The following is a 25397-nucleotide window of genomic DNA, read 5'->3' as shown; positions in this document are numbered from 1 at the left end:
TACGGCCCGGCAAGGAAACTTGCCGGGCCGTAGTCGTCGTTCGTGTCAGGGGGAGGGCGTGAGTGGCGGCTGCCCGCCCAGAGAGCCGCTCGACGCCTTCGTGGTCGACGTCACGGGTGGCGTCGTCGTGGTCGGGGTCGGTGAGGGCGTGCCGGACGACGAGGTCTCCGACGGGGTGGGCGTGGTGGATGCCGCTGCCGACGACGACGGTGCGGTCGAGCTGCCCGGGATCGAACCCATCACACCAGGATTCGGAGTGGACTGCGGCGACGACATCGACGACATCTGCTGCCCCGAGCCGGGCGTCGAGGAATCGACGGCGGTACCCGGCGGCAGGATCGGCACAGCCGGAACGAGCGGCACCAGCGGCGGCACGGACTTGTCCAACTCGGTGAGCAGTCGCTCACGCCACACGTTGAGCTCGTCCCGGGTCCCGGCCTCGTTGACCGCGCTGGCGCGGGCGCCCGCGGAGTCGAGCTTGGCCTTCGCACCGGCAGCGTCACCGGAGGCGATGAGCCGTTCGGCTTCCTCGAGGCTGGACGTGGTGTCGATCTTGGCGACGGTCGACGCGGCGCGCTCGGTGAAGACGACCTGTTTGACGCCCCACAGCGGATCGCCGGGCTCGGCGTTGTACGAGAAGATCGTCATGCCGCCCATCGCGATCGCGACGACGGCCGCGGCGGCAGCGATCGGCCGGAGCAGACGCAGGTGGCTGCGACCCGAGCGAGTGCGGGTGACCAGAGCTTCCCGGGCGCCGAGTTCGGCCTGGACTCGCGCGACGATGTCGTCGAGGTCCGGTTCGGCCGGCATCGGCTGCGCGAGGATCTCTGCGCGCCAGTTCGAGAGAAGTGCCGCGATCTGATACTCCTCCGGGCTGTCCGTCGCAACGGGCCCATCGCTGGAGATCGCGTCGATCAGGGCGTCGTCGCGACGCACCGCACCGACATCGATCGGCATGCCGTTTCCGGCGAGATCAGCGTGGGGGTCGCCCGGCTCGCCACTGTTTCCCCTAGCCATGTCTCTCACCTGCTTTCGTCACTTCCTTCTTCAACTTCGCGAGAGCCCGGTGTTGAGCCACGCGCACCGCACCGGCAGTACTACCGACTGCCGCCGCCGTCTCCTCGGCGGACAGTCCGACGACGAGCCGGAGGACGAGGATCTCGCGGTGCTTCTCGGGAAGCGTTTGCAGCAGTGCGTTCACCTGTCGGCTCGTCTCCGAGCTGAGAGCCCGTTCTTCGGGGCTGTCATCCGCGGATACGACATCTGGTACTTCAGCAACAGGATCGGATTTGTTACGCGCGGCGTTTCGGTGTGCGTCGGCAACCTTGTGCGCAGCGATTCCGTAGACGAACGCCATGAACGGCCGGCCCTGGTCTTGATACCGGGGCAATGCCGTCATCACCGCGAGGCACACCTCTTGTGCCACGTCGTCCGCAGACAGCTGACCGCGTTCGGCAGCGCCCACCCGGGCCCGGCAATACCGCACGACCAATGGGCGAATACTGGCCAGGACCTGGGACAGAGCGCTCCGGTCACCTTGCGCGGCAGCGGCGACTGCGGAGTTCAACTCCTCACCCGTGTTAGACATCGTCAGAGCGAATCCTGGCGTTACAGTGGCACGTCCCCCCAGCCGGGTGTGCTTCCACCTCACAGCGGAACATCTGTCACTCTAACGACAGAGCCCGACCGGACAACGCATCGTCGCAATATCCGACAGTCAATTCGCGAACCGCCCGCCGCGGCGGGCGATCTCTGCCGCGCACTCGTCGCGCACCACCCGCACTGCCGGATCCGGCCGGACACCGTCGAGCAGCATCGCCGCCGCCCATCGGAGCGGTAGCAATCCGTGGGTGCCACTTTCTGCGAGCACTCCCTCGGCCGTCTCGATCGCGCGATCGGGTGTCGCCAGACCGGTCGCAGCGGCCGCCGACAGCAGCGCCGACTTGATGCGATGGCGCACAGACGGGCTGTCCGCGGACCGCGCGACGGCCGCATCGGTGTGCCTCGTCGCGGTCACGAAGTCCCCGGACGCCAGCGCGATCTCGGCGCTCACCCAGTCCAGACGAACGTGCTGGCGCCACAGGGCGCCCTCGTCGCCCACATCGGCCAGATAGCCGGCGCACCGCTGGAGTAGCCGTTCACCGAGCGCGAGCCTGCCGCACCCCAGGGCGTCGGCCGCGAGACCTGTCAGCGCGTCGCAGCGAGCCTCGTGCCACCGGAGGCCGCCGGGGTCACCGGTTCCGACGAGCGCCAGTGCGGCGCCGTCGTGTCCGGCAGCGACCGCATGGCGGCCGAGTTGTCGCAGCAGCGAGGCGCGCGTGCTCGCCGCCGACGACGCCAGCGCGCGATCGATGCCCGGCGTGCGCTGTATGTCCTCGAGCACTGCCCGCGCCTGGGCGTACCGGCCCTGCCCACCGAGTGCGACCGCACGCAACCAGCGTCCCGTCGGATCGGCCGTGTCGGGCAGTGGAGTGAGGCCGGGCGTGGACCCGAAGGCGACGTCGAGCAGCATCCGGCGATCTTCCCACTGCCTCGATCGCTACTCGTGAGCGCCCGCAAAAAAGTTGACAATTCTCCAACTGGACGACCGTTAAACACCATTCCTGCACCACGATCCCAGTTTGCCCGGAGTGGCCTACTTCAATTTTGAAGAATATGTGGCGGCGCGGTTAACGAGAATGGCCGAACAATACCCGGGAGTAACCCGGTGAGCGAGAAGATTCAGGACGACCGTTCAGGTGACACGCACGGCAACGTGCGGGAACGCCGTCGCACCCCCAACCAGGACGTAATCACACGCCGTCACGGATGTAAATGTCCAGAGCGTTAATTCTTCGCTCCGAAGATATGGAAATCGCCACTGGCTGAAAGTGTTGACGTGATTTCGTCGACACCTTTACGGTTGCTGGGCATGACCGATTCATTGGTCTCGTCCACCCGGGGGGTGGCGGGCCGCTCGCAGCTTCACCGCGAGCCTGCTGACAGAGGAGTACTGATGCCTGTTCCAAACCACCTACCCGGCCCCAATGCCGACATCTGGGATTGGCAGATGCGGGGGCTGTGTCGAGGCGTCGACTCCGCGGTGTTCTTCCACCCGGACGGGGAACGTGGACGCGCCCGGGCTCAGAGGGAGAGCCACGCGAAGGAAATGTGCCGGCGCTGCCCGGTCCTCGCGCAGTGCCGGAACCACGCACTGGCAGTGTGCGAGCCGTACGGCATCTGGGGCGGGATGTCGGAGGCCGAGCGCGAGATCCTGAACCGCCAGTCACGGCGACGCATCGCCTGATCCGAGTACCGCGCAGCCCGGGGACCGCATCACGCGGTCCCCGGGCTGTGTCGCGTCCGGGGAATTACGACCCATCCTCCTGCCGCACCGCTCCGAAGCACTTATCGACAGTGCACGGAACACCCCGCAGGAAGGCAATCCCATGAACACCAAGACGTCCCGCGTCCTCGTCGGCGCCGCTACCGCCTCGATCGCGTTGCTCGGAGTGGTCGGCTGCTCTTCCGACGACTCGTCGAACAGCACGACGTCGTCGACGCCGTCGATGTCCTCGTCGATGCCGAGCGAGTCGGGCATGATGACCTCCGGCTCGGCCGCCCCTGCCGGCAACCTTGTGGGTCCGGGTTGCGCCGAGTACGCGGCCACGGTCCCCGACGGCCCCGGCTCGGTCTCGGGCATGGCGCAGGACCCGGTCGCGGTCGCCGCGTCGAACAATCCGATGCTCACGACGCTCACCGCCGCGGTGTCCGGCCAGCTGAATCCGGACGTGAATCTCGTCGACACCCTCAACGGCGGCCAGTTCACCGTGTTCGCCCCCACCGATGCGGCGTTCGCGAAACTCGACCCCGCCACCGTCGAGCAGTTGAAGACCGACGACGCGCTGCTCACGAAGATCCTGACGTACCACGTGGTTCCCGGACAGTTGCCGCCCAGCGAGGTCGACGGCACACACACGACGGTCGAGGGGGCCGACGTCACGGTGACGGGCTCGGGCGACAACCTGAAGGTCGATCAGGCCGGCGTGGTGTGCGGCGGCGTGCAGACCGCGAATGCCACGGTCTACCTGATCGACTCGGTCCTCATGCCGCAGTAGTACGCACGTCAATCACCCCAATCCGGGAGGATCCGGCCGATGGACGCTACGGTTGTCCTCTATGCACCCGAGCGAGCACGTGTGAGTTCGGCCGGATCCCCCGGTGGCGATGAGTCGTGCCCTGCGGACAACTCCCGACTGGTCGCCGCCCGGCGCGCCGAGTCCGACGAGTTGCGTGGGCTTCTGACACGAACCGCGCGCGGCGACGCGGCTGCATTCGCCACCTTCTACGATCGCACCGGCCCGCGCGTGTACGGACTCGTCCTGCGAGTGCTCCGCGACCCGGGCTTCTCGGAGGAGACGACACAGGAGGTCTACCTCCAGGTGTGGAAGTCGGCAGGCACATTCGATCCCGATCGCGGATCACCGCTGTCGTGGCTGATGACCCTCGCCCATCGTCGGGCCGTGGACCGCGTGCGCTCCGAGCAGTCGCACACCGACCGCGAGATCGTCTACGAGACCGCCAACCGCACGGACGAATTCGATCAGGTGACGGAGGAGGTTGCGCACCGCTTCGAACGTCAGGCGGTGCTCGACTGCCTCGAGGCACTCACCCAGATCCAACGCCAATCCGTCACGCTCGCGTACTACGGTGGCCGAACCTATCGTGAGGTCGCGAGCGAACTGGGAGTCGCGGTTCCCACCGTGAAGACCCGAATCAGAGACGGATTGGCAAGACTCAGAGGATGTCTGGGGGTGATGTGAGATGGATGACGACCTGATCGAGTGGGCGCACGCGTACGCCCTGCACGCTCTCGACGACGACGAGCGCCACGCGTTGGACTCGAAGTTGGCCGACGCCGACGACGACACCCGCGCACAATTCGACACGGCGGTCCGCCTGGCCCGCGAGACGATGGCTGCGGCGAGTTCGCTCGTCGCCGTCACCCCACCGTCGTCGCTGCGCCGTGACCTGCTCAGACAGGTGTCCGGCGACGAACTCGCTCAGCGCCGAAACGGCAAGCGCCGCTGGCAGATCGCGATGACATCGGTGGCCGCGGCGATCGTGATCCTCGTCGGCGGGGTCGTGATCGGTCGCCAGGTCACCGAGGCCCCGCCCGCACCGTCGGTGACAGCCCAGATCCTCGACTCGCCCGACATGCAGTCGTCGTCGACGGCGATCCCGGGCGGCGGCACCGCGACGGCGATGTACTCGAAGGACACGAACGCCGCGATGCTCGTGATGAACGGCGTCGCCCCGCCCCAGCCCGATACCGTCTACCAGATGTGGCTAGTCCGGGGATCCGAACCGGTACCGGCGGGCACGATGGCGCCCGACCAGGTCGCTCCCACCACGACCGCGGTGCTCGAGGGTCTCGACGGCGCGACGAAGTTGGGCTTCACGGTGGAACCACCGGGCGGGTCCACCTACCCGACGGGAACGATGTTCGCCGCGATTCCCCTCACCTGATTCTCGAAACGCGAAGGCCCCCGGACGGTGACGTCCGGGGGCCTTCGCGTTTCGGCGGTGCCGGCTGACTCAGTGAGCGTGGCCGTGTCCGGCGTCCGCGACTGCCTGAGCGGGCTTCTCGACGACAGCGCTCTCGGTGGTGAGGATCATACGAGCGACCGACGCAGCGTTGACGACCGCGGAGCGGGTCACCTTGACGGGGTCGACGACACCGTCGGCGAGCAGGTCGCCGTAGGTGAGGGTCGCAGCGTTGAACCCGTGACCTGTGGGGGCCTCGGACACCTTGCTGACCACGACGGCACCGTCGAGGCCGGCGTTGCTGGCGATCCAGTAGAGCGGGGCCTCGAGCGCCGTGCGCACGACCTCGACACCGGTGGCCTCGTCACCTGACAGAGACGCGGCGAGCTCGGTGAGGCCCCGGCCGGCCTGCACGAGTGCAGAACCGCCACCGGGGACGATGCCCTCCTCGACCGCAGCCTTGGCAGCGTTGACCGCGTCCTCGACACGGAACTTGCGCTCCTTGAGGTCGGTCTCGGTGGCCGCGCCGACCTTGATGACGGCGACGCCGCCGGCCAGCTTCGCGAGGCGCTCCTCGAGCTTCTCGCGATCCCAGTCGGAGTCGGTGTTCTCGATCTCGCGCTTGAGCTGTGCGACACGGGTCTCGATGTCGGCCTCGGTGCCGGCGCCGTCGACGATCGTGGTCTCGTCCTTGGTGACGACGACCCGACGCGCGGAACCCAGCAGGTCCAGGCCCGCCTCCTTGAGCGTGATGCCCATGTCGGAGGTGATGACGGAGCCCGCGGTGACGACGGCGAGGTCCTCGAGGAACGCCTTGCGGCGGTCACCGAAGAACGGTGCCTTGACGGCGACGGCCTTGATCGTCTTGCGGATCGAGTTCACCACGAGGGTCGACAGGGCCTCGCCCTCGATGTCCTCGGCGATGATCAGGACCGGCTTGCCGGACTCGGCGATCTTCTCGAGCAGCGGCAGGAACTCCGGCAGCGAGCCGATCTTCTCGCGGTACAGCAGGATCAGCGCATCGTCGAACACGGCCCGCTGCGCGTCGATGTCGGTGATGAAGTAGGGCGACAGGAAGCCCTTGTCGAACTGCACGCCCTCGGTGACGACGAGTTCGGTGTGCAGGGTCGAGGACTCCTCGACGGTGACGACACCGTCGACGCCGACGCGAGTCATGGCCTCGCCGACGAGGTCACCGATTTCCTCGTCACGCGACGAGACGGTGGCGACCTGCGCGATGGCGGACTTGCCCTCGACGGGGGTCGCGGCGGCGAGCAGTGCCTCGGAGACCGCGTCCGCAGCCTTGCTGATGCCCACGCCGAGCGAGATCGGGTTGGCGCCTGCGGCCACGTTCTTCAGGCCCGCCTTGACGAGGGCCTGCGCGAGCACGGTGGCGGTGGTGGTGCCATCGCCGGCGACATCGTTGGTCTTGGTGGCGACGCTCTTGACGAGCTGTGCGCCGAGGTTCTCGAACGGATCCTCGAGCTCGATCTCGCGCGCGATGCTCACACCGTCGTTGGTGACGGTGGGGCCACCGAATGCCTTGGCGAGCACGACGTGCCGACCGCGCGGGCCGATGGTGACCTTGACTGCGTCGGCGAGCTGGTCGACGCCGCGCTCGAGCGCGCGCCGGGCCTTCTCGTTGAATTCAATTTGCTTGGACATCGATTCAGCTTCTCCTGCACTTCAGGGCTTCGTCCCGAAACGGACTTCTCAGGTTGCACCGGAACGCACGCCGCCCCGGGTCCGATACGGAACTCCGGGGCGGGATGCGTGAGGCTTACTTGGAGACGACAGCCAGAACGTCGCGAGCCGACAGGATCAGGTACTCCTGGCCGGCGTACTTGATCTCGGTTCCGCCGTACTTGCTGTAGATGACGGTGTCGCCCTCCTGGACGTCCAGGGGGATGCGCTTCTCGCCATCCTCGTCCCAGCGACCGGGACCAACTGCGACGACGGTGCCCTCCTGGGGCTTCTCCTTCGCCGTGTCGGGGATGACGAGGCCGGAGGCAGTCGTCGTCTCGGCCTCGTTGGCCTGGACGAGGATCTTGTCCTCGAGCGGCTTGATGTTCACGCTCGCCACGATGAGCCCTCCACTTTCAGGGGTTCGTTGGGCCCGAGGCTGTTCCTCGGACCACGATCAATTCAGTCACCACAGTGACTCTTCACGCGCCCCGTCGTCGCGGGTGCCGGGACTCGCTCAGTGTCGACTAGCACTCTATACATGCGAGTGCCAGCACTCAAGGCATACCTGAGCGCTGGCACCCGACGTGTCGGTCGTCAGTACTGCGACGGCATCTCCAGCACCGCCATGGTGCAGCGGGACACGCACACGAGCTTGCCCTCGTCGTTCACGATCTTGATCTCCCACACGTGCGCCTTGCGCCCCAAGGCGAGCGGCGTCGCCTCGCCGTACACCCATCCCGAACTCACGGGGCGCACATGGTTGGCATTGATTTCCATGCCGACGCAATGGAACGTGCTGCGGTCGACCGCGAAGATCGACGCCCAGCTCGCGAGCGTCTCCGCGAACGCCACCGATGCGCCACCGTGCAGCACTCCGGCGGGCTGCTTGGTCCGCTCGTCGACCGGCATCCGGCCCTTCAGGGAGTTCTCGGTGAACTCGGTCAGCTCGATGCCGAGATTCTCGTTGAGCGTGTCGACACCCTTGCTGTTCACGGTCTCGACAGACGGATCACCGATCCAGATGCTCACGAGACCTTCACCACGACCTTGCCGTTGACGTCGCCGTCGATCATGGCCTGGAAGCCGGAGTGGATGTCCTGCAACGGAATCACGCGGTCGATCTTGGGGCGCAGACCGGTGGCCTCCATCATCCGCAGCATCGACACCAGCTCGCCGCGGGTGCAACCGGTCGAGCCCAGGATGCGCTGCTGCAGGTAGAAGATCCGGGTCAGATCCGCCGGCGGGTTGGACCCGGACGTCGCACCGGCGATGACGATCGTGCCGCCCGGACGCAGTGCGCGCATCGAGTGCGCCCATGTCGCCTCGCCGACGGTCTCGATGACGACATCGACCTTCTCGGGCAGACGCGCACCGGCCTCGATCGCGGCGTGCGCACCCAGCTCGAGGGCCGTCGCGCGCTTCTCTGCGCTGCGGCTCGCGGCGTAGACCCTCGCTCCTGCGGCGGCGGCCAGGCTGATTGCGGCCGTCGCGACGCCACCACCGGCTCCCTGCACCAGCACGCGGTCGCCGGCCTTGATCTGGGCCTGCGTGAACAGCATCCGGTAGGCCGTCGTCCATGCGACGGGCAGGCATGCGGCCTCGTCGAACGACAGCCACTCCGGCTTCGGGATCAGATTGCGGCGCGGCACGACGAGGTACTCGGCGAACGCTCCGTCGTGCTGCTCCGACAGCAGTGCGCGGCCCGGGTCGAGCGTCTCGTCGCCCATACCGCCGTCGGGGTCGGCGATCACGGGATAGACGATCACCTCGTTGCCGTCCTCGTCGACACCCGCGGCGTCACAGCCGAGGATCATCGGGATCCGGTCGGCCGGGTGGCCGACACCGCGCAGCGTCCACACGTCGTGCATGTTGAGAGCGGACGACCGAACCTCGACCCTCGCCCAGCCGTCGGGGACGGCGGGGTCGGGAACCTCGCGGAGTTCGAGTCCACTCAGCGGGTCGGCCGCGTTCTGGGCGACGGCGACGGCTGCGAGCATGGAGTCTCCTGTGCTGTCGGACACAGCCGTCGGGTGCGACGGCTGCGATAGGGCTGTTCGAATACCCATGTTCGACCTGGCGATACATCCCACGCGAGCGCGTGTTCCGTACCTCGGCACGACCGCTGGCATCGGAAGTGGCCGCGACGGTCTCCTGTACGCAGACCAGCCGACGCCGAGGTCTCCGCACCTCGATGTAGGCCGCCGGGCCTGCCCGACGGGCACCGTCCGCATCGCCGAAGTTCAAGGGAGACGACTCATGTGTACCTCCGATGGAGGCAGCCCGACGACGGGCTCGATCCAGCGGCCGGCCGCCCTCACCAAGTTCGTCGACGTGTCGACGATGGTCGACACGGACAACGGCTACGTCGACCGCGCGGTCTTCACCGACCAGTCGATCTACCAGCAGGAGCTGCGTCGCATCTTCGCGCCGAGCTGGCTGTTCCTGGGCCACACGTCCCAGATCTCGAAGCCGGGCGAGTTCCTCACCACCTACATGGGTGAGGATCCGGTCATCGTCTCGATGGGCAAGGACCGCACGATCCGTGCGTTCCTCAATTCGTGCCGCCACCGCGGCGCCCGGGTGTGCCGCGCCGATTTCGGCGCCACCAAGAACTTCACCTGCACGTACCACGGCTGGAGCTTCGACACCGCCGGTCAGCTGGTGAGTGTCCCGAACGAGGCCGGCTACCCGGAGAGCTTCGACAAGAAGGATTGGGGCCTGGTCGAGGTCGCACAGCTCGAGACCTACCACGGACTGATCTTCGCCACGTGGAACCCTGCCGCCCCGCCACTGAAGGAAGCACTCGGCGGCATGACCTACTACATGGACGCGATGCTCGACCGCGATCCCGAGGGCACCGTCGCCGTCGGCGGCATCCACAAGTGGGTGCTCGACGGAAACTGGAAGCTGGCGGCCGAGCAGTTCGCCACCGACTGGTACCACGTCAACATGTCGCACGCGTCGGCGCTGATGGTGCTCTCCCCCACCGGCCGCGGACCGAAGTCGGAGATCGTCAACACCCCGGGCCGTCAGTTCAGCGATCCGATGGGTCACGGCGCCGGGTTCCCGACGCATCCGCGCAGCCGCTTCGACGCGCAGGCCGTCCACGATTACTACGACTACGACTTCCTGCGTGAGCGTCTCGGCGACGAGCGCGTCGAGGGTCCGATGACCACCGGCCATGCGACGGTCTTCCCCAACTTCTCGTACCTGCCCGTCAACGGCAGCATCCGCGTCTGGCACCCGAAGGGTCCGGACAAGATGGAGGTCTGGGCGTGGACGATCGTCGACAAGTCGATGCCCGAGGACGTGCGTGAGGCGCAGCGTCTCTACAACCTGCGCACCTTCGGTCCCAGCGGCATCTTCGAGCAGGACGACGGAGAGAACTGGAGCGAATGCCAGTCCATCGCAGGCGGTTTCATCACCAACAATGTGCCGCTCAACTACCAGATGGGCCTGGGCAGCGAGCGCGAGGACGGCGTCTACCCCGGTAAGACGAGCGAGCTGTACAGCGATGCTGCCGGCCGCGGTTTCTACCGGCGCTGGGCAGAACTGATGAACACACCGGCATGGCACGAAAAGGGTGCGAAGTGAGCGAGACCATCACCAAGATCAAGGTCGGCGCGGTCGGCGACATCGAGGACGGCGAGGCGCTGGTCGTCGACGCCGAGCAGACCGGCACGGGCGAGCCCATCGCGGTCTTCCACGACGACGGCGAGTACTTCGCGCTCAACGATCGCTGCAGCCACGGCGAGGCCTCCCTCGCGGACGGCTGGATCGAGGGCGGCCAGGTGGAGTGCCCGCTGCACTCGGGCAAGTTCTGCCTGCGCACGGGCTCGGTACTCTCCATGCCGGCCACCGAAGACGTCGCGGCCCACAAGGTCGAGATCACCGACGACGAGATCTGGCTGTACCCCGGCCAGGCTGCCGCGGAGTGACACATCGATGACCACTCCTGAGCGCATCGTCGTCGTCGGCGGCGGACTCGCCGGTGTCAGTGCCGCCGGCGAACTCCGATCCCGCGGCTTCGCGGGTGAGATCACCCTCGTCGACGGCGGCCCCGCACCGTACGACCGACCGCCACTGTCCAAGGCGTTCATGTTCGGCACCGCCGACGAGTCGGATCTCGCCCTGGCGAAGCCGGATTGGTATGTCATGCAGCAGATCACGCTGCGCACCGGCACCTCGGTGACGGCCTTGAAGCCCGACGAGGGCGTCGTCGAACTCGCCGACGGATCCCGTCTGGACACGGACGTGACGATCCTGACCACCGGTGCCGGCGCCCGGCCGCTGCCGATCCCCGGCGGCGATCTGCCGCAGGTGCACCTGCTGCGCACCATCGACGACGCCCGCGCGCTCAAGGCACGCCTCGTGCCGGGCGCACGACTGGTCGTCATCGGCGCAGGCCTCATCGGCGCCGAAACCGCCTCGGCGGCATTGCAGCTCGGCGTGACCGTCACACTGGTCGATCCCCTGGATCCGCCGATCGTTCCCGCGGTGGGTCCTGAGATGGCGCGCTACCTGCACGACCAGCACGCCGAACACGGCATCGCGGTGCACACCGAGGGCGTGAGTGAGATCCGCGAGAGCGCCGACGGCGTGAGCGTGATCCTCTCGACCGGCGACGAGCTCCCCGCCGATGCGGTCCTGGTCGGCATCGGTTCCATCCCGTCGACCGAACTGGCGGAGACAGCGGGTCTCGACATCGACGGCGGCGTCCTCGTCGACGAGAACTTTCGCACGAGCCACCCGGCGGTCTTCGCGGCCGGCGACGTCGCGCGGGTACGCGATGCCGACGGCACGCTGCATCGGCGCGAGGAGCACTGGGAAGCAGCACAACTGAACGGACGCGCGGTTGCCGCCCGGGTCCTGGGCCAGGAGCCCGACCCGGAGTGCGCGGGCTGGTTCTGGTCCGACCGGCACGGCATCCACGTGCAGGGCGTCGGATCGATGACCGCCGAGGGCGAGACCGTGATCCGGCCGCACCCCGACGATGCCACCCGCCCGCAGATGGCGTTCCGGGTCCGGGGCAACACCCTGGTCGGAGCTGCGTTCATCGACGGCGGCCCCGCAGTGCGGGCCGCGCGCATCATCATCGACCGCGCTCTCCCCGTCGATCCGGCCGCCTTGGCCGATCCGACCGTGAACCTGCGCAAGCTCGCCAAAGGATGACTTGACTCATGGCAACCGACACCACTTCGGCGGCAGGCGCCGCACAGCGGAAGGCCGCTGACGCCGACACCCACTTCCGCGTCCAGCAGATGTACTTCCACGAAGCCGAGCTTCTCGACGACGGCCGGTTCACGGACTGGCTCGACCTGCTCGCCGAGGACCTGCACTACTGGGCCCCCACGCGGACGAACCGGCTGCGCCGTCAGCAGTCGCTCGCGGTGGCCGCGCGCGGCGAAGCCGCCTTCTTCGACGAGACCCGCGCGAGCCTGGCTTGGCGTATCCGCCGCTTCGACTCCGGTATGGCGTGGGCCGAGGATCCGCCGTCGCGCACCCGGCACCTCGTGAGCAACGTCATCGTCCGGCACACCGACGACGACGAGCGCGAGATCGGCCAGTGGTACGCACGATCGAACTTCCTCGTCTACCGCAACCGGCTCCAGCACGAGGTCGACATCTACTCGGGCGGGCGCGAGGACATCCTCCGCGAGACCGAGAACGGGGACCTGGTGGTCGCCCGCCGCACGATCCTCCTCGACCAGAACGTGTTGCTGGCCAAGAACATCAGCACCTTCTTCTGATCGCCCCCTTCAGACACCGACTCTTCCCAGACACAGGAGCGCGTGAACAGTGACCACGAATGCAGCGGCGGAGACAGCCCTGACCAGTCGCGAGGTGCAGACCTCGCTGGGCACCATCAAGGTGAGCGAGGCCGGCGACGGCCCCGTCCTGGTGATGCTGCACGGCGGCGGGCCGGGCGCGTCGGCGATCGCCAACTACAGCCAGAACCTGCCGGCCCTGACGCCGCACTTCCGCGTCGTGCTGCCCGACCAGCCGGGCTTCGGCGGCAGCTACCGCCCCACGGAGGAGGACCTCCAGGAGCGCAGCATCACGCAGATCACCGTCGATGCGCTGATCCAGACGCTCGACGAGATGGGCATCGACGAATTCCACCTGATGGGCAACAGCCTCGGTGGCGCGGCCGCGATCGCCCTCGCACTGGCGATCCCGCATCGCGTGACCCGGCTGGTGCTGATGGCTCCGGGTGGCGGCTGGCTGCCGTTCGGACCGACGCCGACCGAGGGCCAGAAGGCGATGTTCCGCTACTACAACGCCGGCGGCCCGAGCGTGAAGAAGATGAAGGACTTCGTCCGCACCATGGTCGCCGACCCCAAGCAGTTCGACGACGCGAACATCGAGGCCCGTTACGAGGCGTCGCTGGACGAGAGCCACATCGAGTTCTACCACCGCTACAACGCCGCGTTCGCGCGTCGTCACGGCATGGATCCGCTGTGGCGTGATGCCCACAAGATCAAGGCTCCGACGCTGCTGCTGTGGGGCACCGAGGACCGCACCATCACGTTCGAGGGATCGCAGCTGATGCTCAAGCAGATCCCGGACGTACAGCTGCACGCGTTCAGCAAGTGCGGCCACTGGGTCCAGGTCGAGCGCCAGAAGGAGTTCGAGCGGCTCGTCACCGACTTCCTCGCGGACTGTACGGAGGATCAGTGACCGGCTGGCTCGAGGGCAACGTTGCCCTCATCACCGGCGGCGGCTCCGGGCTGGGCCGAGCCGTTGCCGAGCGGTTCCTCGACGAGGGCGCCTCGGTCGTCGTCGCGGACCGCGACCCCGCCAAGCTGGCGGAGCTGGTGGAGGCTGCCGGCGATCGCGCCGACCGCGTCCACACGGTGGAAGCGGACGTGCGGTCGAGTGCCGACCAGCATCGCGCCGTCTCGGAAGCCGTCGCACGCTTCGGTAAACTCGACACCCTGGTGCCCAATGCCGGAATCTGGGACTACCAGCGCTCGATCACCCGCTTCGACGGCGAGTCGTTGGCGGCGGCGTTCGACGAACTGTTCGCCATCAACGTCAAGGGCTACCTGCTGGCCGTCGAGGCGTCGTGGCGTGAACTGGTGAAGACCCGTGGCAGCGTCGTGATGACGCTGTCGAACTCGGCCTTCTATCCGAACGGAGGCGGTCCGCTGTACACCGCGAGCAAGCACGCCTGCCGCGGACTCGTGCTCGAACTGGCGTACGAGCTGGCCCCGAAGGTCCGCGTCAACGGTGTCGCTGCCGGCGGCATGCGCACCGACCTGCGCGGCCCCGAATCGATGGGAATGGCAGACCGCTCCATCGAGGCGTCGTTCGCCCGCAGCACCACGACAGGCAGCAATCCACTGCTGCCGCTGCACGATGCGAGCGTCGACCCTGCCGACTTCACGGCGCCGTACGTACTGCTGGCCTCGTCGGTCAACAGCTCCAACATCACCGGTGCAATCATTCCCGTCGACGGCGGCATTGCCGCGCGTGGGTTCCGCACCTCGGCGGGCGGAGACGACCTGTGAGCACCGAGAAGAACCCCGTGAACATCAGCCCCGCCCGTGCGCTGCAGCAGCTGGGCCGGCTGCACGGCGCCAACACGGCGCTGATCTACGAGGGCCACGAGCTCAGCTACCGCGATTTCACCGCACGCGTACACGACGTGGCACTGGCCCTGCAGGCGTCGGGCGTCCGTCGCGGTGACCGGGTGGCCTACCTGGGCCTCAACAGCCCGACATTCCTCGCGACCTACCTCGCGTCCGCGTGGGTGGGCGGGGTGTTCGTGCCGATCAACTTCCGTCTCGCCGCCGCCGAGATCGCCTACCAGCTCGGCGATTTCGGACCTCGTGTCCTGATCGTCGAGCCCTGCCACATGTCGGTCGTCGACGAGATCGATCCGTCCGGTCTGCCCTCGCGGATGCTCGCCGTGGACAACGACGACGCGGTGCCGCTGACCGACGAACCGAACGAGCGCTGGGAGCGTCTGACCGACGCTCTGGCGCGCGGGGCGGCCCTGGGCGTCGAGCTCAACCCGATCCCCCGGTTCGCGGACGACCTGGCCGCGCTGATGTACACGTCGGGCACGACCGGACGGCCCAAGGGCGTCATGCTCACGCACGGCAACATCTGGTGGAACTCGTTCAACGTGGACTCGGTGGTCGACACCAGTCGCCGTGACGTCAACCTCGCGGTTGCTCCGCTGTTCCACATCGGGTGCCTCAACTCGTTCACGCTGCGCAGCCTCGCTCGCGGCGGTGCGACGCTGGTGCGGCGCACGTTCGATCCGGCGCGCACCCTCGCCGACCTGACCGAGTACAAGGTCAACACCATCTTCGCGGTGCCGGCCATGTTCTCGGCCGTCGCCCAGCTGCCGGGGTTCGCCGATGCGGACCTGTCGCAGTTGCGCTCGGCCATCGTCGCGGGTGCGCCCGTGCCGCCGAGCCTCGTCAAGGAGTACGGCCACCACGGCGTCGCGCTGCAGCAGGCGTGGGGCCTCACCGAGACCGCGCCCTTCGCGACGTCGTTGCCGCCCGAGCGAACCCTCGAGCGGGCGTCGTCGGCGGGTCTGCCGATGCCGTTCACCGAGATCAAGATCGTCGATCCGGCGACGGGCGCGACGGTCACCGAACCCGATGCGGCCGGTGAGATCTGCGTGCGCGGACCGAACGTGACCCCCGGCTACTGGGCCAACCAGGCCGCCACCGATGCCGCGTTCGACGCGGAAGACTGGTTCCATTCGGGCGATCTGGGCTGCCTCGACGAGGAGGGCTTCCTCTACATCGTCGACCGCATCAAGGACATGATCATCTCGGGCGGTGAGAACATCTACCCGGCCGAGGTCGAGCGGGTGCTCGTCGAGTACCCGGGTGTCACGGACGCGGCCGTCGTCGGAGCACCCGATGCCAAGTGGGGCGAGATCGTCGTCGCCGTCCTGGTGGTGTCCACCGACACCGATCCGACGCTCGAGGAGATCCGCGACTTCACGGGCGAGCGACTCGCGCGCTACAAGCTCCCCAAGGAGATCCTCGTTCTGGACACGCTGCCGCGCAACGGTTCCGGCAAGCTCGACAAGGTTTCGCTGCGCAAGCTCGCAGCTGCCGGCCACGGCTCGCTGAGCCGATGAGCATCCCGGGTTGGCCACTGACCTACGCCGCCGACGACGGTGGCACCTCGCGTGAGGTCCGCGCACGGTTCGCTGTGCGCGGGCCCCTCGGCAGTGCATATCCCGCGGGCATCGCCGACCTGGAACTCGACCTACGGGGTCTGCACGACGCCGCCGTTCTCCGCGATCTCGCAGGACGAATCCTGACCGAGAATCCGCAGTGCCGGCGGATTGTGCTGCCGGCCCCGGCGGGTGACCTCGAGGCCATCGGCCTCGCCGAGGACGCCGGATTCCGGTATGTCGTCGACGTCGACGTCCCCGGCGAGCGCGGTGCGGTCACCGAACTCTCACTCCTGGTGCGGGAACCGGGCTGGGTTGCGGACGCACCGACCGCGGTCGACGACCTACCCCTCTGAGTACGCCGGCCCACGAAGGACGGCCCGATTCGCCCGAATCCGGCCGTCCTTCAGTCGTTTTCGGGCCTTGCAGCGGCGAGCCTCCCCTACGGCCGACGGCTTCTCTGGTAATTAGTTGAGGTGAACACACCTGTTACGCCGAGCCCATCGGCCCTCATGTCCGCCGCCGCCCGAGCCGCCCACGCGATCGTGGACTCTCCCCCGCATCTGATCGTCGACGAGATCGCGCGACGCCTGTGCGAGGCCGCGGGCAGTCCGTCGCCGCTCGACTTCCACCTGGCCCACCCCGGCGAACCCGTCCTGGCTGCGGCCCGCTTGTCCACCGCCGCCCGCAGTGCGTACACGGAGCGACTGCTGAATGCTTCGCGTTCTCGGCAGTACGTCGTCCTCGGCGCCGGCTTGGACACGTCGGCGTGGCGGGTGCCGGATTCGTGCAATGTCTGGCACGTCGATCTGCCCGGGGTACTGGCCTGGCGGTCGTCGCTCCTTGCGGATCTTCACGACCGAGGCACGCCCGTGCCGGTGGACCTCGCGGCGAGCGACCCGGTTCCGGAACTGTTGCGCGCCGGACTGCGCCCGGACGCCCCGGTATTCGTCTCGTGGCTAGGGGTGTCGATGTACCTCGATCCGGACGCCGTGCGGCGGACATTCGAATCGCTCGGTTCACTCGCACCAGGATCGGAGTTGGTGTTCGACCACATCGTCCCGCCGACCGATCGAGACGACCGCGGCGCCGAATACGCGCGAGCAGTCGGCGCAGCGGTCGGCGCGCAGGGTGAGCCGTGGCGTTGCACCCCCTCACGCACTGCTCTCGGAGACTGGCTCGACACGGCGGGGTGGTCCACCGTCGAGTCCGTCGGAGAGTCGGATTCCGTGCCCGCCGGATTCTGGGACCGATCCGACGCATTGCAGCCGATGAAGCTGGTCCGATTCACCCACGCTCGCCTGTCTTCACCGGTCGGGACCAGACGAAACGGATAAACTGCGGCTTCTCGATCGATGACGGAGGGGGATCCGATGAGCGGCAGGACCACGATTCGCCGGACAGCGGCGGTGGTCGGCGGTGCCGGGATCATCGCGGGACTGGCCGCGCTCGTCGCGTTCCGCTCGGGAGCCTCCAACAACGTGGTCATCGTGGCGGCCTCGTTCGCGCCGCTGCTGTTGGCGGTGACGCTCGTGGGTGCGATCGTCACCGCCGCGTCGCGGCAGTGGATTCTGCTCGGGATCTCCGTGTCGGTGATGGCGCTGGGCGCGTGGGCGTTCGGGCCGCTGTGGGTGGGCGGGGCATCGAATGACGGTCCCCAACCGCAGGGCCCGTCGCTTCGGGTGATGCAGTCCAACATCATGATCGGCTCCGCGGATCCGGCGGCACTGGTGCGGGAGGTGCGCGATCGGGGTGTCGATGTGCTCACTCTGCAGGAATTGACCGAGGAGTCCGTGCAGGCATTCGAGGCCGCCGGCCTGGACGAGATTCTGCCGCACACCTTCCTGGAACCACGCTCCGGAGGCAACGGGGCGGGCATCTACAGCCGGCTGCCGCTGTCGAACGGCCGGATGGTCGACGGGATGGCGCTGACGAATCTAATGGTCGAGTTGGATGCCGGGCTCGCGCGGCCGGTGGTGCTGTACGACGTGCATCCCGTGCCGGCCTACATCGCACCCGCGGCCGACTGGACCGAGGACTTCGAGCGCCTTCGCGATTCGATGGATTCCGCTGCTGCACAGGACAACGTGATCGTGAGCGGCGACTTCAATGCCACCTACGCGCACCGCAAGTTCCGGGATCTGCGGCACAGCGGGTACGTCGACGCGGCAGATCAGTTGGGCGCCGGCATTCTGCCGACATATCCCACGGACAAGCGTTATCCGGCGATCGTCGGCATCGATCACATCCTCACCAAGGGTGCGCAGGCCACATCGATCGAGCGCATCGATGTCGTCGGCTCGGACCACCACGGACTGATCGCCGACGTGCAACTGAGCACCGATCAGAACGGCGGCGGTTCTTCGCCGCAGTAGTCCACGGTGATTCGCCGGCGCTCGCGTCTGCGGGTCAGTCGAGGCACGAGTGTCCCCGACGTTACGCGCGCTACGGCACCTCCGGGCAGCGTCACTGTTGTGGTGCCGTAACGGCTCGTCCACGCCAACACCCCACCGCCGAGCATCGCTGCGCCGACGCGGCTCATGGTCTTCAGGTTGTGGTGGAACTGGCACAGGCACTGCAGGTTCGACACGATCGTCCACCCACCCGATTCGGGATCCCGATGGGAGAACGGGACGACGTGGTCGAGCTGACAGCGCGCCGCGGGCACGGAACATCCCGGGAATCGGCAGTGCGCGTCGCGGGTACGGACCATCGCCGCCGTGGCCGCGTCCGGACGGTACGACAACGCCCCGTCGGGCGGGGTCGTCAGCCCACCGTGCCCGTTCTGTCTGCGTCCATCCCTCATCGCCGGGTCTGCATCGAGCGCCTTCTCCATCGCTGAGATCGTCCTGCCCGCTCCGCATGGCGGTGGCCCCGATCTCGGACCCTGCCGCGGAAGGCTGCGCGGCACCCCGCCACCGCGGTGCCGGGATCCACGAGCACGGAATACCTGGAGTCCCTGCCGGCGCGGTGCCACTTCGTCGGCTTCGTCGGCTGGACCGCCCCGCCCGGCCTGCTCCGGATCCAGCTCTGCGTCCGGCCCTGCCGTCAACCCGAGTTCGGTTGCCAGATCGACCATCTCGGTGAGCATCGCCTGCCAGGTCGCGTCCTCGGCCAGCATCTGCGCCAACGCCGGGTCGATCGGCCCGTGTCCGTCCAGGTGGGCGGGCGATGCGGTGAGTCCGAGCAGAGTGGCGATGTCGACGGTGATCTGCACCAGAGGTTTCCGCCGCGACGGCATGGATGCGGCCCCTCGTTTGGGACAATCGGCCTTCGCGCACGTGCATGGTAGTGCGGACTCTCCGTGCAGCAGTGCCACGAATGCATCCACCAGCAGGATTTGCCGCTGGGCGAGCAGGATCGGCAGGTACACCGCGCAATGCGACACGGCCCGAATGGTGTTCGTCGCGTCTTCGGGATCGACCGCGGAGACGTCGTGGCTGCAGTTCGCGATGACGGGGCGTTGGAAGAACCGACTGGCGGCGGCCCGGTCCCCGAGCACGCGAGCGAGCGCCATGAGCGGAAACTGCAGGACGAAGCCGGCACCCGTCCGGAACTCTGTGGAGGAGAACCGCTTCCACCCGCCACCCGGATTGACTCCCGCAACCGAACTGGCACGGCCGCGCCGCGCCAGTTCGAACGCGACCTGACCGCCCAGCGAGTTCCCGGCGACATGACAGGTGTCCCAACCGATCGCGTCGAGTTCCCGTTCGATGCCGTCGGCGATGCCGGCGATCCCCAGATCACGCCACCTCAGCCGGGGACCGCCCCAGTGACCGGGCATCGTGAGTGCGAGCACGTCGTAGTCCGCGGCCAGATCGTCGACCACGCGGTGCCACACGTGGTGCGACAACGTGAAGCCGTGCAACAACAGCAGCGGGTCACCAGATCCTGCGCGGTACGTCGACGTCACCATGTCGTCTCCTCCCCCTGAGGCGTCCTTCATGGGTAGCACTCCGCCACCGGGAACGACAAGGGCCGGGCATCCCCGACAGATGCCCGGCCCGATGCCGAAGAGAGAGAACTACTTCGCGGTGGTCACTGCGAATCCCGCCACCCATTCGGGGATGGCGCGGTAGTAGCGCGAGTGGAGTTCGTAGGATCCGGATGCCGCCAGAGCCCCGTACGCTGCGATCCACGTACGCACCTCATGCGACGATCCGCCGCCGTTGGCCTCGAAGAACTCGTTGGTCCAGCCGTCGAACTGCTCGATGTCTCCGGCCGCGACGATGTCGAGAACCTCGTTGTCCCACTCTGGGTTCAGCGGCTTGCGGGTCGAGGTGCCGGCTGCCAGATCGATGCCGGACTGCACGACACGCTGTTCGCCGCGGGCACGCTGCTCCGGGGTGGGCGGGTTGCCGAGGATGAGGGCCTCGGCAACGCGCGGTGGGGCGCCCGCCAGGATCGGCACCGGCGGATCGTGCGACAGACCACCCGACGCGAGGAACAGGACACGCTTGTCGAGGCGGGCGGCTGCCTCGCCCAGCGCCTTGCCGAACTGACGGATGCGGCGCACCGGTCCGAGCGGCGCCGCCACACCGTTGACGAACACCGGGACGGTCGGCACCGACTGGATGCCGCCGAACAGCATCTCCAGCGGCTGGACGAATCCGTGGTCGACGACCATGCGGGCCGAGATCGTCAGGTCGATGTCGCGCTCGAGCACGCCCTCGGCGATCGTGTTCGCTGCCTCGTTGTCGACCAGGATCTCGCCCTCGGCGGAACCGAAGTCGCCCACAGCGACCGCACCTGTCGCGATCGCGAAAGGAGGCATCTTTCCGTAGAAGAAGCCGTTGTAGTGGTCCGGCGCGAAGAGCACGACCAACTCGGGGTCGAACTCCTCGATGAACTTCCGTGCCCCGGCAATGGCGTGATCGACCTCGTCGAGCACCTCCTGCGCCGGATCGTTGAGCCCGATCAGAGGTGAATGGGACAGCGCAACCAGCGCAACGGGCATGTGAGGCTCCTTCGGCCTGAATGATTTCCGGGAGTTCGTGGGGACGTCACTACGACGCGAGAGCGACCTGGGACACGCTCAGGACGCGCGACGCCGCCAGGCAGACGCGACGCAGTGCCGGTTCGGCGCTCGCCGGCGAGTACCGAGCCGCCTGACCCGAGACCGAGAACGCCGCGACAGGGCGACCCCCGGCACCGGTCACGACGCCGCCGACACACACGAGCCCCTCGCGCGTCTCCTCCCGGTCGAACGCGACTCCGGTCCTGCGGACCTGGGACAGCTCGATTCGCAAACGATCGATGTCGGTGACCGTGTGGCGCGTTCGAGCAGCCAACTGCGACCCGATCAGGTCCTCCGCATCCTGACCCGAATAGGCGAGAAGCGCCTTACCGACCGCAGTGCAATGTGCGGGCGCACGTCCACCGACCCGAGACGGCGAGGCGACGGTCCGGTGGCCGTAGAGCTTGTTGATGTAGAGGACATCCGACCCGTGCAGCACGGCGAGATGGACCGTCTGACGGGTGGCCTCATACAGATCGGCGAGGAACGGAGTGAGGACGTCGCGAACCGTGGAGTGCTGCGGCGCGTACACCCTGCCACCGAGATTGTGGAGTTCGGAGCCGAGTCTGTAGTCGCTCCCGACGCGCTCTACGGCATGGTTGCGTTCGAGCATTCCGAGGATCCGGAAGGCGGTCGACTTACTCAGTCCCGAGCGTCGCGCGAGCTCGCTCACACCGACCCCGGAGTACGCCTCCTGGCCGAAGCTGGTGAGCAGACTCATTGCCTTGTCGACGGCCGCGCGGCCGTCGCGGCCGGAACCCGAACGAGACAGATCGGCTAACTCCTGCACACCCATCGATTCCACCACTTCACTCTGCGAATCGGACATCTCCGGCGCGACCCAACGCCGTGTCCGAGTGTGCCCACCTGCCGTTTGCATGTCAAGATTGACGAAATGCATATTAAAAGTGACACCTCGTCGGGGTCCGCTTTAATCGTGTGGAGCATTCAGCTCATTCGACGCCGCCGGACGAGGTCGAGCACTCCGACCGAATGGAGGGTCCGTGGACAGCAACGGGCTGATCGCACGCAATGTGCAGCGGTTCCGCAACGAGCGCCAGATGAGCATGGGCGACCTCGCCAAGCGAGCGAACCTGTCGAAACAGACCCTCTCGAAGATCGAGCAGGGTGTAGGCAATCCCACAGTGGAGACGATCGACGCGATCGCCGAAGCGCTCGACGTGCCCCTGCGCCGCCTCGTCACCGAGTGGGGCACCCGCGTCTTCGTGATCCGCGCAGGCGAAGGCACCTGGAACGACAAGCCCGGCGCCGGCTCGACCAAGATTCTCGACCAGATCTACGGCTCCGGTTACGTCCGCACCAGCATCATGCGTCTCGGGGCCGTGCCGAACGCCGACCCCGACGAACTGGCGCGCCCGGCAGATTCCGCAGGGACCCTCGTCCACGCGTACGTCATCAGCGGCAAGGTCCGAGTCGGCCCGGCCAACGAGCTCGCCGACCTCGGCGTCGGCGACTTCGTACAGTTCCCGAGCGATGTCCCGTGGGTGCTCACTGCGGCGACCGCCGAAGCCACCGTGCATGTCGTCACGACGATGCCACAGGTCCCTCAGTTCGGACCGCTCGCCGAAGACTCGGCCTGACAGGCGACACTTTCGTCGAATCGGCGGCAAACGGACCGTATGGGACAGATTGTCGCCTACAGTTTCCGCCGTGGGTGAACAGCAGATGAATGGAATGGGTCGGCGCACCTTCCTGGGCGCCGCCGGTATCGGCGCGCTCGGAATCGCGGGACTGCCGCTCGTCGGCAACCGCTCGTGGAATCCGCTCGCAGCGCAGGCCTACGCGGCCGCCCCGCTGCCGGCGTCGATCGCAGGAACCACCCTCGAGTCCGTGGCCGTGCCGCTCGGCTCGAGCGGCTACCGTCGACTGACCGCGGGTCCGGGCTGGCCTCTCGTCGTCCGTACCGATCTGGCTGCGCCGCAGTCCGGACGCGAGGACCGTCGCACCGCACTGGCTTCGATGGTCCAGCTCACCGACGTCCACGTGCTCGACGCCCAGTCGCCGGTTCGATTCGAGTACGTCCATCCCTTCCAGGGCGCCGCGTTCCGCCCGCAGGAGACGATGACGGCTCAGGGCCTGGTGTCCCTCATCGATCGCGTCAACTCGCTGCGCAAGGGACCGCACACTCAGCGCGACTTCGACGCCGTCGTCACCACCGGCGACAACACCGACAACAAGGAATTCGTCGAGCTGGGCTGGTTCCTGACCGCTCTCAACGGCGGCACCATCGTCGCCAACACCGGGGACCCCACCCGCTACGAGGGCGTGCAGAACTCAGGCGCCGACCTGTACTGGAACCCCGAGTCGTCGATCCAGGACATCTACAAGAAGACCGGGTTCCCGGAGGTCCCCGGCCTGCTGTCCGCGGCCCTGCAGCCCGTCGTCAGCCCCGGTCTGAACACCAAGTGGTACTGCGTCTTCGGCAACCACGACGACTCGGTCGAGGGCACGCTTCCGAGCGGCATCCCCTTCCTCGAGCAGATGTACACGGGCAACAAGAAGTTCGAGGTCCCCGACTCCTCGGACCAGGCAGCCCGCATCTCGAGCGCTCTCAGTTCCGACCCGACCGCGGTGCTCAACCTGCTCTCGGCGATCACGACCCCGCCGCGCACCGTAACGCCCGACGCACGCCGCCATCCGTTCACGCCGCGCGAATTCATCGGCGCGCACCTCGATCCCGCCAACGCGGGACCGGGACCGGTGGGCCACGGCTTCGCACCGGACGCCGACGAGACCGGAATCGGTTACTACACCTTCGAGATCTCGCCGGGCGTCATCGGCATCAGCATGGACTCGACCAACCGCGCCGGCTTCGTCGACGGCTCGCTCGGCGAGGCCCAGTTCCGGTGGATCGAACAGACTCTGCTGCAAGGCAGCAGCAAGTACTACGACACCAATGGCGCCCTCGTCACGCAGAGTCGCACCGACACCTACTTCGTCCTGTTCAGCCATCACACCAGCACGACGATGGCGAACACGCTGCCGGATCCCGAGCGCCCGCTCGAGCCGCGCATCAAGGGCGCACAACTGGTGGATCTGCTGCACCGCTTCCCGAACGTCCTCGCCTGGGTCAACGGCCACACCCACGAGAACCGGATCACGCCGCAGGTCGGCCAGACTCCCGATCAGGGCTTCTGGGAGATCAACACGGCGTCGCACATCGACTTTCCCCAGCAGGGCCGGATCATCGAGGTCGTCGACAACCACGACGGCACCGTCTCGCTCCTGGCGACGCTGATCGAGGCCGACAGCCCGTACCAGGCGGACTACGACGACTTCTCCCCCGCCGGCCTGGCCTCGATGTACCGCGAGTTCTCGTTCAACGACATTCACGCGGACCCGAAGCTGCTCGGCGGCTCGCCTGATCACAACGTCGAACTGGTCTTGGCCACACTGCGTTAGGAACGGTCACCGGAGGCCGGTGGTGGCGTCTCGCCGCCACCGGCCTCCTGCGTGTCCTGCCGTGCTCTGCGCCACTTGACGGCCTGCGTCAGCAGTTTGACACCCACTGCGAGCATCACCAGGTTGCCGACGATCATCACTGTCACCACCGCACGTGCCGGCTGGGTCACGGCCGCGATGTCCCCGAAGCCCACGGTCGCGAAGACGGTGAGCGTGAAGTAGAGGGCGTCGATCCGGGTGAGGGATTCGTTGAATGCCCCCGTATCCATCTGCGACAGTAAGAAAGCCGTGGTCGCCGATCCCAACAGGTAGACCGGCAACGTCACGGCGAGGGCTTCCGCCGACCGCAGCGCCGGGATGGGCGAATGCATGATCTGACGGACCTGCCACGCACACAGCGCCACGACGGCCACGGCCCCGCCCGTGAGCACCACGACAGCGCCCCCATTCGACAGGCGATCCATCGGCAGCGCAAAGTACGCGGTCACCAACACCACGACGCTCCCCGCCGATCTCAGCAGAGCCTTCCGCAGCGTCCGGCGCCGCTCGTGACGGTCGAGATCGATCAGGCGGACCGGGTCGGACATGAACCCT

General features: G+C 67.5%; 27 protein-coding genes. 16 read left to right on the top strand and 11 right to left on the bottom strand.

Going from position 1 to position 25397, the window contains the following annotated elements; all coding sequences use genetic code 11:
• Positions 1–45: 45 nt before the first annotated feature.
• The 3 genes from C8K36_RS02640 to C8K36_RS02630 form a co-directional block, all read right to left on the bottom strand.
• Positions 46–1017: an anti-sigma-D factor RsdA gene (locus tag C8K36_RS02640; RefSeq protein ID WP_107982872.1), complete on the bottom strand. Its 972-nt coding sequence runs from the start codon at positions 1015–1017 to the stop codon at positions 46–48.
• Entirely contained in the window at positions 1010–1588 is a 579-nt protein-coding gene (locus tag C8K36_RS02635) for a sigma-70 family RNA polymerase sigma factor (protein ID WP_107982871.1), read from the bottom strand. The genes C8K36_RS02640 and C8K36_RS02635 overlap by 8 nt, the downstream gene beginning before the upstream one ends.
• 129 nt (positions 1589–1717) lie before the next feature.
• Complete coding sequence (locus tag C8K36_RS02630; protein WP_107982870.1) at positions 1718–2512, bottom strand: hypothetical protein; 795 nt, start codon at positions 2510–2512, stop codon at positions 1718–1720.
• A 483-nt stretch (positions 2513–2995) separates the two neighbouring features.
• On the opposite strand from C8K36_RS02630, the gene C8K36_RS02625 reads away from it, so the two are divergent.
• The 4 genes from C8K36_RS02625 (at position 2996) to C8K36_RS02610 (ending at position 5508) form a co-directional block, all read left to right on the top strand.
• Positions 2996–3286 carry a WhiB family transcriptional regulator gene (locus tag C8K36_RS02625; protein ID WP_107983710.1) on the top strand — a complete coding sequence of 97 codons (291 nt, stop codon included), beginning with the start codon at positions 2996–2998 and terminating at the stop codon, positions 3284–3286.
• A 142-nt stretch (positions 3287–3428) separates the two neighbouring features.
• The gene (locus tag C8K36_RS02620) at positions 3429–4097 is read left to right on the top strand and encodes a fasciclin domain-containing protein (RefSeq protein ID WP_107982869.1); all 669 of its coding nucleotides are present in this window, start codon (positions 3429–3431) and stop codon (positions 4095–4097) included.
• Between the two features lie 39 nt (positions 4098–4136).
• Positions 4137–4802: a sigma-70 family RNA polymerase sigma factor gene (locus tag C8K36_RS02615; protein WP_107982868.1), complete on the top strand. Its 666-nt coding sequence runs from the start codon at positions 4137–4139 to the stop codon at positions 4800–4802.
• 1 nt (position 4803) lies between these two features.
• The gene (locus C8K36_RS02610; RefSeq protein ID WP_107982867.1) at positions 4804–5508 is read left to right on the top strand and encodes an anti-sigma factor; all 705 of its coding nucleotides are present in this window, start codon (positions 4804–4806) and stop codon (positions 5506–5508) included.
• A 69-nt stretch (positions 5509–5577) separates the two neighbouring features.
• On the opposite strand, the gene groL is transcribed toward C8K36_RS02610, so the two are convergent.
• The 4 genes from groL to C8K36_RS02590 form a co-directional block, all read right to left on the bottom strand.
• Positions 5578–7191, bottom strand: a complete 1614-nt coding sequence (gene groL, locus C8K36_RS02605; RefSeq protein ID WP_107982866.1) for a chaperonin GroEL — start codon at positions 7189–7191, stop codon at positions 5578–5580.
• Between the two features lie 115 nt (positions 7192–7306).
• Positions 7307–7609 carry a co-chaperone GroES gene (gene groES, locus C8K36_RS02600; RefSeq protein WP_031938674.1) on the bottom strand — a complete coding sequence of 101 codons (303 nt, stop codon included), beginning with the start codon at positions 7607–7609 and terminating at the stop codon, positions 7307–7309.
• Between the two features lie 197 nt (positions 7610–7806).
• A complete protein-coding gene (locus tag C8K36_RS02595) occupies positions 7807–8241 on the bottom strand; it encodes a hotdog fold thioesterase (protein WP_107982865.1) in 435 nt (144 codons plus the stop codon).
• The gene (locus C8K36_RS02590; RefSeq protein ID WP_107983709.1) at positions 8238–9209 is read right to left on the bottom strand and encodes a zinc-binding dehydrogenase; all 972 of its coding nucleotides are present in this window, start codon (positions 9207–9209) and stop codon (positions 8238–8240) included. The genes C8K36_RS02595 and C8K36_RS02590 overlap by 4 nt, the downstream gene beginning before the upstream one ends.
• A 259-nt stretch (positions 9210–9468) precedes the next feature.
• Between C8K36_RS02590 and C8K36_RS02585 the strand changes: the two genes are divergently transcribed.
• The 10 genes from C8K36_RS02585 to C8K36_RS02540 all read left to right on the top strand — a co-directional run bounded on the left by C8K36_RS02585 (position 9469) and on the right by C8K36_RS02540 (position 18738).
• Positions 9469–10806 (top strand): aromatic ring-hydroxylating dioxygenase subunit alpha, encoded by a 1338-nt coding sequence (locus tag C8K36_RS02585; RefSeq protein ID WP_107983708.1) that lies wholly within the window; start codon positions 9469–9471, stop codon positions 10804–10806.
• Complete coding sequence (locus C8K36_RS02580) at positions 10803–11150, top strand: bifunctional 3-phenylpropionate/cinnamic acid dioxygenase ferredoxin subunit (RefSeq protein ID WP_107982864.1); 348 nt, start codon at positions 10803–10805, stop codon at positions 11148–11150. The genes C8K36_RS02585 and C8K36_RS02580 overlap by 4 nt, the downstream gene beginning before the upstream one ends.
• Positions 11151–11157: 7 nt before the next feature.
• On the top strand, positions 11158–12384 hold the full coding sequence (locus C8K36_RS02575) for an NAD(P)/FAD-dependent oxidoreductase (protein ID WP_107982863.1): 1227 nt from the start codon (positions 11158–11160) through the stop codon (positions 12382–12384).
• Between the two features lie 8 nt (positions 12385–12392).
• The gene (locus C8K36_RS02570) at positions 12393–12962 is read left to right on the top strand and encodes an aromatic-ring-hydroxylating dioxygenase subunit beta (protein WP_107982862.1); all 570 of its coding nucleotides are present in this window, start codon (positions 12393–12395) and stop codon (positions 12960–12962) included.
• A 49-nt stretch (positions 12963–13011) separates the two neighbouring features.
• On the top strand, positions 13012–13893 hold the full coding sequence (locus C8K36_RS02565) for an alpha/beta fold hydrolase (protein WP_107982861.1): 882 nt from the start codon (positions 13012–13014) through the stop codon (positions 13891–13893).
• Complete coding sequence (gene hcaB / locus C8K36_RS02560) at positions 13890–14726, top strand: 3-(cis-5,6-dihydroxycyclohexa-1,3-dien-1-yl)propanoate dehydrogenase (RefSeq protein WP_107982860.1); 837 nt, start codon at positions 13890–13892, stop codon at positions 14724–14726. The genes C8K36_RS02565 and hcaB overlap by 4 nt, the downstream gene beginning before the upstream one ends.
• Positions 14723–16324 carry an acyl-CoA synthetase gene (locus tag C8K36_RS02555; protein WP_107982859.1) on the top strand — a complete coding sequence of 534 codons (1602 nt, stop codon included), beginning with the start codon at positions 14723–14725 and terminating at the stop codon, positions 16322–16324. Before hcaB ends, C8K36_RS02555 begins: the two co-directional genes overlap by 4 nt.
• Entirely contained in the window at positions 16321–16719 is a 399-nt protein-coding gene (locus C8K36_RS02550) for a hypothetical protein (protein ID WP_107982858.1), read from the top strand. The genes C8K36_RS02555 and C8K36_RS02550 overlap by 4 nt, the downstream gene beginning before the upstream one ends.
• Positions 16720–16875: 156 nt before the next feature.
• Positions 16876–17700, top strand: coding sequence for a class I SAM-dependent methyltransferase (locus C8K36_RS02545; RefSeq protein WP_107982857.1), 825 nt, complete (start codon positions 16876–16878; stop codon positions 17698–17700).
• Positions 17701–17736: 36 nt separating this feature from the next.
• Positions 17737–18738: an endonuclease/exonuclease/phosphatase family protein gene (locus C8K36_RS02540; RefSeq protein ID WP_107983707.1), complete on the top strand. Its 1002-nt coding sequence runs from the start codon at positions 17737–17739 to the stop codon at positions 18736–18738.
• On the opposite strand, the gene C8K36_RS25025 is transcribed toward C8K36_RS02540, so the two are convergent.
• The 3 genes from C8K36_RS25025 to C8K36_RS02525 form a co-directional block, all read right to left on the bottom strand.
• Entirely contained in the window at positions 18708–20309 is a 1602-nt protein-coding gene (locus tag C8K36_RS25025) for an alpha/beta fold hydrolase (protein ID WP_258194784.1), read from the bottom strand. The two genes, C8K36_RS02540 and C8K36_RS25025, sit on opposite strands and share 31 nt — an antisense overlap.
• A gap of 78 nt (positions 20310–20387) precedes the next feature.
• Complete coding sequence (locus C8K36_RS02530; protein WP_107982856.1) at positions 20388–21320, bottom strand: 3-carboxyethylcatechol 2,3-dioxygenase; 933 nt, start codon at positions 21318–21320, stop codon at positions 20388–20390.
• Positions 21321–21369: 49 nt separating this feature from the next.
• On the bottom strand, positions 21370–22101 hold the full coding sequence (locus C8K36_RS02525) for an IclR family transcriptional regulator (RefSeq protein WP_420910852.1): 732 nt from the start codon (positions 22099–22101) through the stop codon (positions 21370–21372).
• 283 nt (positions 22102–22384) lie between these two features.
• Between C8K36_RS02525 and C8K36_RS02520 the strand changes: the two genes are divergently transcribed.
• Together C8K36_RS02520 and C8K36_RS02515 are read left to right on the top strand one after the other, a co-directional pair.
• Positions 22385–22981, top strand: coding sequence for an XRE family transcriptional regulator (locus tag C8K36_RS02520; RefSeq protein WP_107982855.1), 597 nt, complete (start codon positions 22385–22387; stop codon positions 22979–22981).
• Between the two features lie 85 nt (positions 22982–23066).
• Entirely contained in the window at positions 23067–24803 is a 1737-nt protein-coding gene (locus C8K36_RS02515) for a TIGR03767 family metallophosphoesterase (protein WP_107983705.1), read from the top strand.
• On the opposite strand, the gene C8K36_RS02510 is transcribed toward C8K36_RS02515, so the two are convergent.
• Positions 24800–25390 carry a potassium channel family protein gene (locus C8K36_RS02510; RefSeq protein WP_107982854.1) on the bottom strand — a complete coding sequence of 197 codons (591 nt, stop codon included), beginning with the start codon at positions 25388–25390 and terminating at the stop codon, positions 24800–24802. The genes C8K36_RS02515 and C8K36_RS02510 overlap by 4 nt on opposite strands.
• Positions 25391–25397 lie beyond the last annotated feature (7 nt).

The organism is Rhodococcus sp. OK519 (assembly GCF_003051005.1).
GTDB lineage: Bacteria > Actinomycetota > Actinomycetes > Mycobacteriales > Mycobacteriaceae > Prescottella.
Note: the sequence above shows the minus strand (reverse complement) of the source record. Positions and strands in the feature narration are given on the sequence as shown.

Bases quoted from the DNA above. Each gene is read 5' to 3' on its own strand.
- C8K36_RS02620 (WP_107982869.1), top strand. From the start codon at position 3,429: ATGAACACCAAGACGTCCCGCGTCCTCGTCGGCGCCGCTACCGCCTCG.
- C8K36_RS02640 (WP_107982872.1), bottom strand. From the start codon at position 1,017: ATGGCTAGGGGAAACAGTGGCGAGCCGGGCGACCCCCACGCTGATCTC.
- C8K36_RS02525 (WP_420910852.1), bottom strand. From the start codon at position 22,101: ATGAGTCTGCTCACCAGCTTCGGCCAGGAGGCGTACTCCGGGGTCGGT.
- C8K36_RS02585 (WP_107983708.1), top strand. From the start codon at position 9,469: ATGTGTACCTCCGATGGAGGCAGCCCGACGACGGGCTCGATCCAGCGG.
- C8K36_RS02570 (WP_107982862.1), top strand. From the start codon at position 12,393: ATGGCAACCGACACCACTTCGGCGGCAGGCGCCGCACAGCGGAAGGCC.
- C8K36_RS02575 (WP_107982863.1), top strand. From the start codon at position 11,158: ATGACCACTCCTGAGCGCATCGTCGTCGTCGGCGGCGGACTCGCCGGT.
- C8K36_RS02625 (WP_107983710.1), top strand. From the start codon at position 2,996: ATGCCTGTTCCAAACCACCTACCCGGCCCCAATGCCGACATCTGGGAT.
- C8K36_RS02540 (WP_107983707.1), top strand. From the start codon at position 17,737: ATGAGCGGCAGGACCACGATTCGCCGGACAGCGGCGGTGGTCGGCGGT.
- C8K36_RS02630 (WP_107982870.1), bottom strand. From the start codon at position 2,512: ATGCTGCTCGACGTCGCCTTCGGGTCCACGCCCGGCCTCACTCCACTG.
- C8K36_RS02550 (WP_107982858.1), top strand. From the start codon at position 16,321: ATGAGCATCCCGGGTTGGCCACTGACCTACGCCGCCGACGACGGTGGC.
- C8K36_RS02510 (WP_107982854.1), bottom strand. From the start codon at position 25,390: ATGTCCGACCCGGTCCGCCTGATCGATCTCGACCGTCACGAGCGGCGC.
- C8K36_RS02635 (WP_107982871.1), bottom strand. From the start codon at position 1,588: ATGTCTAACACGGGTGAGGAGTTGAACTCCGCAGTCGCCGCTGCCGCG.
- C8K36_RS02615 (WP_107982868.1), top strand. From the start codon at position 4,137: ATGGACGCTACGGTTGTCCTCTATGCACCCGAGCGAGCACGTGTGAGT.
- C8K36_RS02590 (WP_107983709.1), bottom strand. From the start codon at position 9,209: ATGCTCGCAGCCGTCGCCGTCGCCCAGAACGCGGCCGACCCGCTGAGT.
- C8K36_RS25025 (WP_258194784.1), bottom strand. From the start codon at position 20,309: ATGAAGGACGCCTCAGGGGGAGGAGACGACATGGTGACGTCGACGTAC.
- groL (WP_107982866.1), bottom strand. From the start codon at position 7,191: ATGTCCAAGCAAATTGAATTCAACGAGAAGGCCCGGCGCGCGCTCGAG.
- C8K36_RS02530 (WP_107982856.1), bottom strand. From the start codon at position 21,320: ATGCCCGTTGCGCTGGTTGCGCTGTCCCATTCACCTCTGATCGGGCTC.
- C8K36_RS02610 (WP_107982867.1), top strand. From the start codon at position 4,804: ATGGATGACGACCTGATCGAGTGGGCGCACGCGTACGCCCTGCACGCT.
- C8K36_RS02515 (WP_107983705.1), top strand. From the start codon at position 23,067: ATGAATGGAATGGGTCGGCGCACCTTCCTGGGCGCCGCCGGTATCGGC.
- C8K36_RS02545 (WP_107982857.1), top strand. From the start codon at position 16,876: ATGTCCGCCGCCGCCCGAGCCGCCCACGCGATCGTGGACTCTCCCCCG.